The organism is Anaerocolumna chitinilytica, assembly GCF_014218355.1.
In the GTDB taxonomy this organism is placed as follows: domain Bacteria; phylum Bacillota; class Clostridia; order Lachnospirales; family Lachnospiraceae; genus Anaerocolumna; species Anaerocolumna chitinilytica.
Genome location: NZ_AP023368.1, coordinates 2,563,491 through 2,577,571 on the forward strand (window position 1 = coordinate 2,563,491; position 14,081 = coordinate 2,577,571).

Annotated in this window: 10 protein-coding genes; 5 read left to right on the plus strand and 5 right to left on the minus strand. The window is 38.9% G+C overall.

The annotated features are described in order from the left end of the window. Window positions 1-258 precede the first annotated feature (258 nt). Window positions 259-822, minus strand: coding sequence for a TetR-like C-terminal domain-containing protein (locus bsdcttw_RS11160; RefSeq protein WP_185259436.1), 564 nt, complete (start codon window positions 820-822; stop codon window positions 259-261). A 203-nt stretch (window positions 823-1,025) separates the two neighbouring features. Between bsdcttw_RS11160 and bsdcttw_RS11165 the strand changes: the two genes are divergently transcribed. Then, on the plus strand, window positions 1,026-2,546 hold the full coding sequence (locus tag bsdcttw_RS11165; RefSeq protein ID WP_185259437.1) for an NAD-dependent epimerase/dehydratase family protein: 1,521 nt from the start codon (window positions 1,026-1,028) through the stop codon (window positions 2,544-2,546). A gap of 138 nt (window positions 2,547-2,684) precedes the next feature. Here the strand turns inward: bsdcttw_RS11165 and bsdcttw_RS11170 are convergent, their stop codons facing one another. From bsdcttw_RS11170 to bsdcttw_RS11185, 4 genes are all read right to left on the minus strand, one after another. Further along, a complete protein-coding gene (locus bsdcttw_RS11170; RefSeq protein ID WP_185259438.1) occupies window positions 2,685-4,865 on the minus strand; it encodes a glycosyl hydrolase in 2,181 nt (726 codons plus the stop codon). A gap of 14 nt (window positions 4,866-4,879) precedes the next feature. After that, complete coding sequence (locus bsdcttw_RS11175; RefSeq protein ID WP_185259439.1) at window positions 4,880-5,707, minus strand: carbohydrate ABC transporter permease; 828 nt, start codon at window positions 5,705-5,707, stop codon at window positions 4,880-4,882. Then, complete coding sequence (locus bsdcttw_RS11180) at window positions 5,707-6,609, minus strand: carbohydrate ABC transporter permease (RefSeq protein ID WP_185259440.1); 903 nt, start codon at window positions 6,607-6,609, stop codon at window positions 5,707-5,709. The genes bsdcttw_RS11175 and bsdcttw_RS11180 overlap by 1 nt, the downstream gene beginning before the upstream one ends. A gap of 125 nt (window positions 6,610-6,734) precedes the next feature. Next, window positions 6,735-8,105 (minus strand): ABC transporter substrate-binding protein, encoded by a 1,371-nt coding sequence (locus tag bsdcttw_RS11185; RefSeq protein WP_185259441.1) that lies wholly within the window; start codon window positions 8,103-8,105, stop codon window positions 6,735-6,737. A gap of 114 nt (window positions 8,106-8,219) precedes the next feature. Here bsdcttw_RS11185 and bsdcttw_RS11190 point away from each other — a divergent pair, with 114 nt between their 5' ends. The 4 genes from bsdcttw_RS11190 to rhaB all read left to right on the plus strand — a co-directional run bounded on the left by bsdcttw_RS11190 (window position 8,220) and on the right by rhaB (window position 14,059). After that, window positions 8,220-9,971 carry a sensor histidine kinase gene (locus tag bsdcttw_RS11190; RefSeq protein ID WP_185259442.1) on the plus strand — a complete coding sequence of 584 codons (1,752 nt, stop codon included), beginning with the start codon at window positions 8,220-8,222 and terminating at the stop codon, window positions 9,969-9,971. A 4-nt stretch (window positions 9,972-9,975) separates the two neighbouring features. Then, window positions 9,976-11,553: a response regulator transcription factor gene (locus bsdcttw_RS11195; RefSeq protein WP_185259443.1), complete on the plus strand. Its 1,578-nt coding sequence runs from the start codon at window positions 9,976-9,978 to the stop codon at window positions 11,551-11,553. Window positions 11,554-11,577: 24 nt separating this feature from the next. Further along, window positions 11,578-12,558, plus strand: coding sequence for an AraC family transcriptional regulator (locus bsdcttw_RS11200; RefSeq protein WP_185259781.1), 981 nt, complete (start codon window positions 11,578-11,580; stop codon window positions 12,556-12,558). Window positions 12,559-12,658: 100 nt separating this feature from the next. After that, the gene (gene rhaB, locus bsdcttw_RS11205) at window positions 12,659-14,059 is read left to right on the plus strand and encodes a rhamnulokinase (protein WP_185259444.1); all 1,401 of its coding nucleotides are present in this window, start codon (window positions 12,659-12,661) and stop codon (window positions 14,057-14,059) included. Window positions 14,060-14,081 lie beyond the last annotated feature (22 nt).

The following is a 14,081-nucleotide window of genomic DNA, read 5'->3' on the forward strand; positions in this document are numbered from 1 at the left end:
GCTTAAAAACAAAGTTGAGATTTATTAGATGTATAAAGGCTGGATGTATTGGCGCTGACTAAAATAACGGAGATTTCAGTTTTCTGCAATCTCCGTTATTTTTAGTTGCGCCTGGCAGGCGTACGTTCCACTTCTCATGGGAACCAGGTAAACTATCATTTCCATAAGATATAGTTTATACACAGTAAAACAAGACTGTGATAATTAAAAAAGGATTGCAATGATTAAAACAATATTACAATTGGTTATTATGAAGGGTTACTTACCGCCATCATAAATAGAAATGGCATTATCGGACAATCGGAAAATCATTTCCGCCAATTCTTCAGGGCTCATATCAAAACCGTCTTCAAACCATTTTATAATTATACTTAAGCACCCCATGGTTAAATAACGGTAAATATAGTCGGAGATTTTTTCTTCGCATTTAAGGGACAGGTTAGTTTTTAAGTTATGGATGGAGGTTTCGATAAAAGAAATTTGAAAGGACAAATTTTCCTGACAGCATAAAAGTGTATAAAAAATATTGGAATTTGTTTTCATATAATACAGTAATTCCTTTAGATAATGGAGATTGTCTAAATTGGAGTCAATGTTTTTTAAATGTTCCCTGGCTTGAAGCAAGAGTTCTTCTTCGATTTCCTTCAACAGGGCAAATTGGTCTGTATAGTAAAGATAGAAGGTAGAGCGGTTGATATCCGCATTTTCACAGAGCTCCTTAATGGTAATTTTATTGATGGATTTTGTATGCATCAGGTCAACTAAACTATTTTTAAGCAGGGTTTTCGTAAGCATTATCCGTTGATTTTCTTTTTTCTTCATGGATGTTATTCCTTTCTAATTTATTTTATGGTTTATTTTAGCGAGAATGTTCGTTTAATGACATTTTTATTGAATCTGTCTATCTAACGTCAATAATTAAACAACTGGTGGTTGTAAAATAGACAGTGTGTCAGTTATTATATAGCTACATAAATAATAAGTCAAGCAAAAGAGTGCTTGTTAGGAAAGGGGAATAATTTAGGATGAAACAAAGAGTATTATTGACCGGAGCCTCGGGTGGTATGGGGTCTCTCGGATTAAAGGAATTATTGAAGGATGCGGATAAGCAGGATATTACTGTTTTAGTATTGGATACCGAAGCGGACAGATTGAAGATGAAAGAATTTGAAAATAAAAAAGGTCTTACTATTGTTTGGGGTGATCTTACCAACTATAAAGATGTATATAAGTGTATCAAAAATGCGGATATTGTTCTCCATGTAGCAGCCCTGGTATCACCGGTGGCTGATTACAAACCAAAACTTGCCATGAAGATTAATTATGGGTCCATGAAAAATATTATAGAGGCTATCAAAGAACAGGGAAGAATGGAGGAAGTAAAAGTAGTATCCATTGGTACCATAGCGGAAACAGGAGATCGTATGCCGCCTATTCATTGGGGAAGAGTGGGCGATCCCTTAAAACCTAGTGTTTATGATTATTATGCCGTATCTAAAATAGCAGCAGAACGTCTCCTCATTGAATCGGGTTTGAAATATTGGGCCAGCTTAAGACAGACTGGAATTATGGGGCCTGCCATGAGTAAGATAAAGGATGCCATTATGTTTCATAACTGCCTGGATAATGTGCTGGAATACGTATCTGACAGGGATTCGGGAATACTCCTTGGAAATCTTGCACGTTTTCATTACACCGGTGAACTGTCAGAAGATTTCTGGGGACATATTTATAACATCGGCGGAGGAGAAAGCTGTAGGGTAGATACTTTTACCATGTATAAGGAATTGTATGGAGCTATTGGATTTAAAGATTTAAAATATGTCATTGAACCTAAGTGGTATGCAACGAGAAACTTCCATGGGCAGTTTTATCTGGATTCGGATAAACTGGAGAAACATCTGCATTTCAGACATGATTCCATGCAGTATTTTTACGATGCTTATTTAGAAAATCTCGGATTAACTGCGACAGTTGCAAGGGTTATGTGCAAACTACCCGGAGGGCAGAAACTCATGGGAAGTATCATGAAGAAGATGTTTATAAAGGATGCCAGAACGGAGCACGGTACTGTCCGTTTCATCGAGCAGAATATGGGTGACCACATTGATGCCTATTGGGGAAGTAAAAAGGCCTGGGAAGAAATTCCGGTAAATATCAATGATTTTAAACACTTTAAAAACTGGGATAAGGTGGTGCATATTGACCATGGTTACGATGAATCAAAGCAGGAAGATGAACTTGATATAGAGGACATAAAAGATGCTGCTAAATTCCGGGGAGGCGAATGTAAATCTACAACGATGAAAAAGGGTGACTGGAAGGGGAAACTTAACTTTAAGTGTGCCTTTGGACATGAATTTGAAGCCAGTCCCCGTCTTGTATTGGAAGGGGGACACTGGTGTCCGGAATGTGAACGAACAAGTTGGAATTATTCTGCCAGAGCAAAGGTTGATCCTTTCTTTGCACAGGTTTGGAATCCCCTTCATGATAAAAAGGAAGGAGAAAGAGAGTATAAAAAAGAAGTGACGGAATTAGAGGTGTAGAGGAGCACAAAGTGAATAAATTTTTTTATACAGAAAGCTAGTAAAGGAATCTGAAAAAAGAAGGGCTGATGTAAAATGACTCAGTATATGGCTAATCATATCCTGCAGAGTTCATCTTACAACAGCCCCTTTTGCTTCTTAATCCAGCTCTTCCACCAGGAAGTAAGTGCGGTTTTTGGGAATATTGAAGCCAATGATAGTTTCATTGTTGTTACAAGAATATTGCTGTACTTCTTTTTCTTCTCCGGTTTCAGGGATATAAAGGACAGGAGGTTTCAGGGAGAAGAGCTTTACCCTCACATACTCATCACGGTCATTGTAATTCGTGAAGTTATAGATACGTCTGCCATCTTTGAGGTAACGGGTAATACCGATACCGAATACATTTTCCCCATCATGAAGATAAGGATCATGAATACGATTAGGGTAGTTCATCTGGGTCCTGTAAGTTTCCGATTCTCCATCGATTATTTCATAAGAAGGTTTGAGATGTTTTTTGGATTCTTCTATGACTTCATTGCAATGACCAAGAGCAATACATTTATCTTCTTGTAAGGATGTCAGAGCAGCTTCAAGGGGATGCTTTCCGGATTTCCTAACAGACTTTATGTCGTTGGATTTATAATTTAAAACAGTACCTCCCTGAGACAGGAATTCATTTAGGAGTATAGTTACTTCCTCCGGCAGCAGCTCTACAAAGGGGAGTATAACCACAGAATAAGAAGTACTGGTAAGGATATTTACTAATTTACCATTCAGGACTTTGAAATTCGATACAGCATCAGAATTCCAGATATCGTAGTCCAAGTTCTTATTCATAAGCATACTGCACAAGTATTGAAATTCTCTGTCCATTTTTTCGGCGGTATCATCCTTTATATTCGGTCCTTCCTTAAAATAGCAGGTCTGTATGGTAAAGTCGGGCTTAAAATGTGTCCAGAAGGTTTCTACCGGATAATACACTAATAAATCTGCTTCGTTCCTACCGCCGCTTAGCATATAGGACATTCGGGAAGCCATCTTGGTGTAATTCTCCATGCTGTCCCAGTAGCGCCATTGGTAAAAGTAAGAGGGAGGCCAGTCCTTGCTTCTTTCCTCTCTGATGGAATAATAGAAGCCGTGGATAATAATATAATTGATTCCCTGCTGGAAGAGCCAGTTTGAGATTTTTATCATATCTTCATATTCCATATCCCATCCGGAGGCTCCAAAGGCTTCACAGGATATTCGGTCTTTACCGTAATTTCGGGCAGCGCTGACGCAGATTTTCGCATCCAGGCTTCCCAGGCCATTTCCCAGATGGTCGATACCAGGAATATGAAAAGCAGCATATTGCCGCATGATATCTCCGTTAAATCGGACTTGGGAGGCAAGACTTTCTTCTCCCAGAAGATGTCCGGTGGTTTTTATGTTTCGTTCCTCCGACCAGTCATATATTTGTTGAAAAGCAGCTTCTCTATACATATCCGATATAACATCGTAATAGTCATAGCGAAACAGTGCACTTTCTTTGGAATCATATATTAACAAAGGCAGATAAGGGGCAATCTCATAACCCTTTCGCCTCTTGAATTCAGCAGGTAATTCCTTTGTCCAGGGAATCGCATTGAAGAATCTGGTTTCGTCCATAAAGACAGCAGTAATGGTCTTTCCGAAATCTTCTTTAAAATGAGTATAATATTTTTCGTGAGTGGATTCTATGAATTTTTGGATGGCATCTTTGCTTAAATAGTCGATGCAAAATTTACCGAAGGGTTCATATGCATTAACTTTTAAAATTACCTCATATAGGAGGCCTGATTTTAAAGCTGTATAAACTATATTTCCGTCTTTATCCGAGTGAGACAACAGATTTAGATAGGTGTCTTCCGTGTTACCGCTGTAATTATCCCCATCTGTTGTGCTTATAAGGGTAATATTCAGATAATTCTCATCTGCCGTACTGGCATGATAAGTGTCTCCCTTCTTTATACTGCGGCAATGAAATTCAAGGTGATGCTCTCGGCTTTCTTCCTGTTTTGTAAGTGTGAAATTACAATTTCCGCTTGGCCAATTATCTTCGTCATATAGTACAATCTGCATATCATTCTTTTTAGCATATGTCACCGCAGTTTTTATTCTCTCAAACCAGTCATCACTCAGATATTCATTGATGAGCCCGCTCCGGGCATGTATGATTGGGGCATCTGCATGTATCCGGTGCATGATGGCAAGCTGTTCCAGCATTTTTTCATCCTCTATGTTATCGTTCCAAAACCAGAAGGGTGAAATGCTGTATTCTTTTAGGCTGTATGCCTTTTCAAATTCTTTATGATTCATTATTAACCTCCTGTTTATCCTTTTACAGCACCTGCGGCAATACCGTTAATAAATTGCTTTTGGAGGAAAGCGAAAAGCAGGATTAAAGGCAATACACATAAGATACAGGCGGCAAAAAGTACATTCCATTGAGCTGGATTCTCCCTATCCCCCAGGAATTGAATCATTCCCACAGGAAGTGAATATTGGGAGGACTTTGATACGAATACCATAGGGAAGAAATAGTCATTCCATATCCATAACCCCTGGGTAATAATAACGGATACGGTGGCTGGTTTTAATAGTGGAAATACCATTATAGAAAAACGCTTTAGGAGCCCGGCACCATCTAAAAAGGCGGATTCTTCTACCTCTACCGGAACACTTTTAATAAAACCGGCAAATAAGAAGGTGGAGAAGGGCAGACTGCAGGTAATAAACATAATCATAGGTGTAAATCTGGTATTGGGTATATTAAGACGGCCGAAGGTCTGTGCAATCGGAACAATTACCATCTGGGCGGGAATTACAAGGCCTGCAATGAAGAAGTAGTAAAGGAAGCGGCTTAATTTACTCTTGATTCTGGAGATAGGGTAAGAAGCCATGGAGGCAATAATTACAACAACCAGAACAGAACCTCCGGTGGTCAGGACACTGTTTAATAACTCACCGGGATAATTCATATTGGTAAAGGCACGGAGGTAGCTTTCCAGTTTAAATTCATTGAACAACATAAGAGGCGATTTCATATTACCTACGGAACGAAAAGAACTGGATAATACAATGATAAGGGGGGAAACCGAAGTAACCACATAACAGATCAGGAAAAGGTAGATAATGCCTCTGCTGATTTTTTTACTCATTATAGTTCAACCTCCTTTTTATTTAATACAACCAGCATGGCGATGGTAATCAGGATAATTACGATAAAGGATACTACACTGAAGGCACTGGCTTTTCCCATCATCTGGTCCGTAAAAGCAATTTTATAGATAGTATACATTAAAGTATTGGTGGATTTACCTGGGCCGCCGTTGGTCATAATGAAAGAGTAGTCAAAGGCCTTTAAGCCGCTTATTACTGTTAGAACAACATTTATCGTAATAGTAGCAGATATCAAAGGAATCTTTATTCTGCGGATAATCCCCCATTCGGAGCAGCCGTCGATTCGGCCGGCTTCCAAGAGACTGTCATCTACGGTTTGCAGACCGGCTAAATATATTATCATTGTAGTACCTACATTCTTCCAAACATCCACAATGGAGATACCGAATAGGGCAGTTTTGAAATTACCTAGAATATTTAATTTGGATGAATCCATACCGAAAAGATTCACCAGGGAAGCAATCATTCCGTTTTCTGGCATATATACATAGGACCAGATATAACCAATGACAATAGCGCTGAATAGAGCAGGTATATAAGCAGCTGTTCGAAAAAAGGTCTTGCCTTTTATCTTTAAGTTAAGCAGCATTGCCAGCAGTAATCCAAGAAGATTACACAAAAGTACAATGATAAAGGTATACTTTAAGGTATTCTCTATGGAATTTAGCAGAGTGCCTTCTTTCAAGAGCCGTATGTAATTATTCATACCTACAAACTTATATGTGTTGTAATTAATTCCGTTAAAATTCGTTATGCTGTAGTAAAATAACTGCAATACCGGAAAAATCCAAAATACTAAAAACAAAGTTAAGGCAGGCAGAACGAAGAGATACATTCTCCTTGGCATAACCAGTGATTTGGTTTTTCTTACTTTTTTCATTTCATATCCTGCTTTCTTTTTATAAGGATTGAAGCAGACAGCCTCAGTCAGATTTGTTGTGTGTGCGGCTGAGGCCGGTATTCTGCTGTAAGAAGTTATTGAGTTTTAAAGAAGAGTCGATTTTGTTACTGTGATAATTCTGACAATTCTTCGAATTTTAGCTGCATTCCGGCAGTGATATCAGAGACCTTCGTTCCCTGGCCACCAATCATTTCGCCGAACAGTGATTCCATTTCGGATTCTGTTCCGGAGGGCCAGCCCTGGTTACACCAGTAGAATGCTTTGCCTTGGTTATATAAATCCATAAAAGAACTGAATAATGGATTATTTTTGTCTACTCCGTAGCCATAGGTTACAACGAATCTTCCGGTATCGGCAAAAGCTTTGTATAAATCGGACTTACCATCGAACCAGTATTCTAAGATCTGCTTGCATTCATCGGCATATTTTGTGCCGGAGTAGATGGCAGGGCCTGCACCGGGAGCCATAGAAGCATATATCTGTTCACCGGCAGCATTACCAGGTAACGGAAAGTAACCTCTTTCAAAAGAAACGGCACCTGCTGCACTAAGAGCGGAAGCATTAAAGGAACCATCAAAGGTCATAGCAGCCTTTCCATCAATAAACTCTTGAATTGCCTGAGCGGCTCCAAGTCCAAGAGAGGTGTTGCTGATATAGCCTTTTTCATATAAGGTATTGTACATCTCCAACACTTTATCCCAGGTATCCTTGTCGGTAAACTTGGTTTTTCCGGTTCTTAACTGATCATCATAAGAAGGGTTCTTCGGGTAAAGGGTATTTGCAGCAATTTGGTATAGTCCAAACTGCATGACATAGGAATCTTTATCACCCATAACAATCGGCTGCACACCGTTGCTTTTTAAGGTTTCACAAACCTTTAAGAATTCATCCCAGTTTGTTGGTACGGAAAGATTATACTTAGCAAATAAATCTTTGTTGTAGTATGTACCAAGAATGGAAACACCCTCTGATACGGCATAGGTCTTGCCTTCATAAGACATGACATCTGTAGCGGAAGTACCGGCAAGCTTTAAGGCATTAAGACCTGTGAGGTCTAAGAGGTAGCCGGATTGTGCAAGACCGATTACGGAATTGGAACCTGCATATTTGGGTTGTACTAGAATAATGTCCGGGCACTCACCGGAAGCTAATTTTGTTTTTAAAGTGGTGTAATACTGGTCATCCGGAAGTTTGGTAACTTCAAGTGTTATATTGGGGAATTTCTCTTTCACTAACTTGGGAAGCTGCTCTGTTTCAAAATCGTTGTCAGCTTGGGTGCCGGATAACATCATAGTAATGGTAATATCTTTAGCGGATGCATCCGTGGCGGATGTATCGGTGCCTGCAGTATTACCTGTTGCAGAAGTGTCAGTACCGGTAGTGCCGGTATTTCCCGACTTTTGGCTGCAGCCTGCCAGGGCTGTCACCATTAGGGCAAACATCATAAAAATTGCTGCAAATTTCCTTGCTTTCATAAAATACCTCCTAATTGATTTTTGCTACATTTATAATTTAACATAGAATTAGTATACTTTGGTTCGATATTATGGTATACTTTTGTTAGATTTTTATAAGGGGGATAAGAATAAATGAGTTTAAGAAAACGTTTCTTGTATATATTTACCTGTATTTCTGTTATACCTATTATCCTCATTTCTACTTATGTCTATTACAGGTATACAGTACTTATCAACGAGCAATCCATGAGCGTCCTTGATAACATAGGTTCCAATGCCCAATATAAAATCAACCAGCGGCTGTCAGAAATTAATGATATGACCTCAACTTTTCAACTTTATACAGAAAATACTTATTCCATAATAGATGATTTGAAAAAGTACGAGAAAGAAGGTAACTATACCTATTATGATATCGTAAAAAGCCGGAACAACATGCGTTTTACCTGCCAGAATATCATTTATACCAATGACTTTGTCAATGGAATATTTATCTTTACACCCAGCGGTGTTAATTTAGGTTATGGCTGGGGAAATAACATAGATATCAAATATGAATATGAACCTTTTGAGGATAAATGGTACAAGGATGCGGTTGCTTTGAAAGGAAAGCTGTATATCAGTGACAACAGTACAAAAAATTTTATTCTAAATGCAGACAGGTCAATTTCCTTTGCCAGAGCGTTGTATGATGTGAATACCCATGACTTTTTGGGGGTATTGTTTATCGACTGTTCCCCTGATGTTTTTGAACTGGATTCTATTAACACCTTGTCCGACATTGCAGTTCTCTCTGTGGTAGACGGTAATAATAACCTGCTCTATACTACGGATAATTCTTCCGATGAAAAAACAATTGTAAACCAGAAATCTTCCAAACAGCAATATGTCCTGGAATTGCCTGCCAAGAAATATAACCTGAAAATAAAGCTAAGTCTTCCGCTTTCCGAACTGACTGCCCGCTATAACTACACCAAAGTTACCCTGATTATTCTTGTTATAGTATGTACGGTGGTGCTGGCAATTATATCATATATTCTTTCCGTATATCTGACAAAGCCCATAACTGCTTTGAGTGACCGGATGGGTGACAAGAGTAAAAAAGGACCGATTACCTCGAGAAAATACTTAAACCGAGTGGATGAAGTCGGAGTTCTCTACAATGAATACAACAACATGATAATTGAAATAAACCGCTATATTAAAGAAGAATTTCAGAATAAACTAATTCTTTTGGATACACAGATGAAATCCCTTGAGGCTCAGATTAATTCCCATTTTCTTTATAATACGCTGGAGGCAATTAATAGTATAGCAGAGATTGAAAATGTTGAGAGTATCTCCACCATTGCCCTGGCACTGGGTGATATGTTCAGGTATTCAATCAAGACGGAGAGTGAACTGGTAACCCTGGCTGAAGAATTACAGCATGTAAAGAATTATGTATCCATCCAGGAAATACGGTATAATTACAGTTTTACTGTATCTTACGAGATAGAAGAGCATTTATACCAGACCAGAATATTAAAGCTTATTATTCAGCCTGTCGTAGAAAATGCACTTTTTCATGGACTCAATCACTGTGTGATAGAAGGGAACATCCATATAAAAGTTCATGAAGAGAATGAAAACATCTGTATATCAATTACGGATAATGGTTTGGGAATGTCCCCTGAACAGGTTGAGCAGATTCGCACGGCTTTGGCAAAGCCTACTTCCTTTACCTCCCTTGGACACCGTACCAAGGAGAGTATTGGATTAAAAAATATCCACTCCCGTATCCAATTGTACTATGGAGTGCAATACGGGCTTACGATTTCAAGCGAAGAGAAAATTGGAACCAGTATCACAGTGAACTTGCCAATAATCAAGGAGGGTGTGTGAATTTATGTATACCTACATTATAGTTGATGATGAAATACTTACCAGAAAGGGAACCATAAAGAAACTTGAGCCCTTAAAGGAGCAAATCATCTGTGCAGGAGAAGCAGAAAATGGAGAAGAAGCATTAAAACTGATTGAACAGGTGATGCCTAATATTCTGATAACAGATATGTACATGCCTACTATGGATGGCTGTGACCTGCTAAAGAGAGTACGCGAGGTATACCCGGATATTCATATTATTGTCATTAGCGGTTACAAAGACTTTCTCTATGCAAAAACAGCCATTGAAGCGAATGTTATTAATTATATTTTAAAGCCCTTTGGCAGGGAGGAAATACAAAGTGCAATTCTACGAGCTGTCGAATTGCTGGATAACTCCAAAAGCAATGAAATAAAGTTGGCTTCCTTAAAGGATGAAGAGCAAAAGACAAAGTTTTATTACGACTTGAATATGATTCAGAGTGTTATTCTGGGTTATAATTCAACAAATTTTGAATTGACCAGTGAGAAACTGAAAATCATTGAGAAAATGCATAGGTCAGTGTTATTAACAATTCACTCAACTAAAGTATTCGATAATTCCAAACTATGTGATTATGCGTTAACAATTGGGCATGGGGACTTATCCATTTTTATCCCTCATCCGAATAATAAATTTATTGGCTTTTTGCTCTTATTTTTTCCCATACCGCTGCCGCAGAAACTGGATACATATTTGAAAGATATCTGTAAGGGAATCATAGAACTTTTAAGAGATAATACCGTCTGCCTGTCCATTGGTATCAGTTCTCCGAAGGAAAACCTGATTCAGCTGAATGAAGCTTTTGCGGAAACAGTCCAGGCATTAAATCAAAGAAGGTATAATGAGAAGGACTGCTTTTACTTTTGTACCAAAGAAGATTCATCCGAAAAGCCCGTTATATGGGAAAATGAAGACTTATTTCTGTTCCGTGTGGAAGCAAGTGAAAAAGAGGAAGTTGGTACGCTGCTGGAAGATCTCTTTGAAGTATTTCAGAATAAAGAGGAATGTACTTTACTGGAAGCAAAATTCTATTGTGCAGATTTGTGTCAAAAGACGAAATCCTTATACAGCCAATATAACGATACACTAAAAGGACAGGAGAATTCCCAGAGTGTACAGCGTATTTTTAGTGTGATTTTCCACTTTGATGAGTTAAAAGAGTATTTGATACGGTTTTTTACAAATATATCATTAAGCATGAAGATAAACAGCGTTTATGCTATTGATGATGTTACGGAGAAGATGAAAATCTATATAGAAAGAAATTACAGGAAAGATGTTAGCATTGAATTTGTATCCTCTCTTTTTTACCTGAACAGAAGCTATTGCAGCCATTTATTTAAAAAGAAAACAGGTGTGAATTTTGCGGATTATTTAACGAGAATCAGGATAGAAAGAGCGTGTTATCTGCTTAAGGAAACAGACCAGATTATTTACCAGATATCCAAAGCTGTAGGGTACAATAATATTAAATATTTTTTTAGGGTATTTAAAAAGGTAACCGGCAAAACACCGGAACAATACCGGACTATGAATAAAGTAAGAAGTACCGATTAAATCATGAAAGCGCTAGGGTGTGCCATGAGAGAAGAAATTCTATCCGAACTGAAGACCATTACACCGGAAGAACAGAAAATATTGTCTGGCAGGGCTGAGATTGAAAAGGACCTGTACATGTCTTCAGAGACAAATATTATTGATGCAAAAAAGATGCTGGATGCCGGTAAGCTCATCCAAGTACGTACACACACCAGGTTCATACATTTTCCGAAGCATACCCATAATTACATTGAAGTAATTTATATGTGTTCCGGCAGTACCCATCATGTAATAAACGGAGAAGATGTCATACTGCAGCAGGGAGAAATACTATTCCTGAATCAAAAGGCAACGCAGGAAATCTATCCGGCAGGAAAAGATGATATAGCAGTAAATTTCATTATACTTCCGGAATTCTTTCATTATGGGCTTAATATGATTGGCACAGAGGAAAATATGCTTCGTGATTTTATTGTGGATTGCCTCAGGGGTGAGAATGAGCTGTCAGCATATCTGCATTTTAAGGTATCAGATGTTCTTCCGGTACAGAATCTCATGGAAAATATGATCTGGTCGATTATCTATAAGCAGCCCAATAAGCGCAGTACCAATCAGGTAACTATGGGACTATTATTCCTGCAGCTTATGAATTACATGGACAAGTTGAAAACAGACGGGAAAAGCGGGCGGCAGAAGTTAATTCTTACAGTATTAAGCTATATTGAGGAACATTACAGAGACGGGGAATTATCAGAACTTGCAGAGAGCCTTCATTATGATCTTTACTGGCTTTCCAAAGAGGTGAAGAAACGAACCGGCAGAACCTATACTGAGCTGGTACAGGCTAAAAGGTTGAGTCAGGCAGCCTATATGCTGAATACGACTTCTATGTCCGTACTGGATATCAGTATGGCAGTGGGATATGATAATATCAGTTATTTTCATCGGTTATTTCAAAAGAAATATGGTATTACACCAAGAAAATACAGAGTCAGCCAGAAGAACCTGGCAGATGGCAAATGAGGACACTTTTTTAAACAAAAGGTGTTCTTTTTTTATATATGCGAAATGTATATGATTAACATATAAAACACGGTAAGTACAGAAAGGAGCGATCGGGCGAATGAATAAGTATTATCTGGCCATCGATATAGGAGCATCCGGTGGGAGACACATACTTGCGCATAGGGAAGACGGCAGGATGGTGTTAGAAGAGATTTACCGTTTCCCAAATGGCATGATCGAAATGGATGGGGAATTAATCTGGGAAGTTGACAGGTTATTTGAAGAGATAAAGACAGGAATGAAAAAGTGTCTGGAGCTTGGGAAAATTCCTGAGAGTGTTGGAATTGATACCTGGGCGGTGGATTTTGTCCTGTTGGATGAAAAGGATAAGCGTATCGGAAATGCGGTTGCATACCGGGATGGCAGAACAAATGGAATGGACAGGGAAGTAAATTGCTTTTTGGGAGAAGAGGAACTATACCGGGAAAGTGGTATCCAAAAGCAATTGTTCAATACGGTCTATCAGCTGATGGCACTAAAGACGAAAAAGCCGGATCAGCTGAAAAGGGCAAATAAACTGTTAATGATACCGGATTATTTTCATTATCTGCTTACCGGCGAGGCAGTATCGGAATATACCAATGCAACAACAACACAGCTGGTAAGCCCAAAAACGAAAGAATGGAATAAAGAACTGATAGAAAAGCTCGGGCTGCCACTACAGATTTTTGCGACGATAAAGAATCCTGGAACTGAGTTGGGTTCTCTGAAAGAAGTAATACAAAAGGAAATTGGATATAACTGCAAGGTGGTTCTACCTGCAACTCATGACACAGCCTCGGCAGTAATGGCAGTACCATTAAAACAGGAAGATACGGTATATATAAGCTCCGGAACCTGGTCATTGATGGGAACGGAGCAGAAGGAGGCAAACTGTTCCGAGGAAAGCAGAATACATAATTTCACCAATGAAGGAGGTTATGATTACCGCTTCCGGTATTTAAAAAACATCATGGGCCTGTGGATGATACAGTCAGTGAAAAAGGAAATTGGCAGGACTTTGGGGTATGGTGAAATTTGTGAAGCCGCCTCCAGGTGCAGTATAAAATCTCTGGTTGACTGTAATGACAACCGGTTCCTTGCACCGAAAAATATGACAGAGGAAGTACAGCGTGCTTGCAGAGAGTCAGGACAGCAGGTACCGGCTGGTATTGCTGAGGTGGCTGCAGTTATCTATAACAGTCTGGCGGTATGTTACGGAAAAACGATACAGGAAATAGAAGAAATCACAGGTAAGAGTTACGACTGTATTCATATTGTAGGCGGTGGTGCCAATGCAGAATATTTAAACCAATTGACAGCAAGGATTACCGGAAGAATAGTGTATGCTGGTCCAATCGAAGCAACTGCAGCTGGAAACATAGCAGCACAGATGATAGCGGCAGGAGAGCTTAACAGCCTTGAGGAGGCCAGGGAATGTATCTTTCAGTCATTTCCAATTGCTACCTATCATCCCTGATTCAGAAAAAATACAGAAAAAG

Coding starts and splice junctions, on each gene's coding strand:
- bsdcttw_RS11160 (WP_185259436.1), bottom strand. CDS start 822: ATGAAGAAAAAAGAAAATCAACGGATAATGCTTACGAAAACCCTGCTT.
- bsdcttw_RS11165 (WP_185259437.1), top strand. CDS start 1,026: ATGAAACAAAGAGTATTATTGACCGGAGCCTCGGGTGGTATGGGGTCT.
- bsdcttw_RS11170 (WP_185259438.1), bottom strand. CDS start 4,865: ATGAATCATAAAGAATTTGAAAAGGCATACAGCCTAAAAGAATACAGC.
- bsdcttw_RS11175 (WP_185259439.1), bottom strand. CDS start 5,707: ATGAGTAAAAAAATCAGCAGAGGCATTATCTACCTTTTCCTGATCTGT.
- bsdcttw_RS11180 (WP_185259440.1), bottom strand. CDS start 6,609: ATGAAAAAAGTAAGAAAAACCAAATCACTGGTTATGCCAAGGAGAATG.
- bsdcttw_RS11185 (WP_185259441.1), bottom strand. CDS start 8,105: ATGAAAGCAAGGAAATTTGCAGCAATTTTTATGATGTTTGCCCTAATG.
- bsdcttw_RS11190 (WP_185259442.1), top strand. CDS start 8,220: ATGAGTTTAAGAAAACGTTTCTTGTATATATTTACCTGTATTTCTGTT.
- bsdcttw_RS11195 (WP_185259443.1), top strand. CDS start 9,976: ATGTATACCTACATTATAGTTGATGATGAAATACTTACCAGAAAGGGA.
- bsdcttw_RS11200 (WP_185259781.1), top strand. CDS start 11,578: ATGAGAGAAGAAATTCTATCCGAACTGAAGACCATTACACCGGAAGAA.
- rhaB (WP_185259444.1), top strand. CDS start 12,659: ATGAATAAGTATTATCTGGCCATCGATATAGGAGCATCCGGTGGGAGA.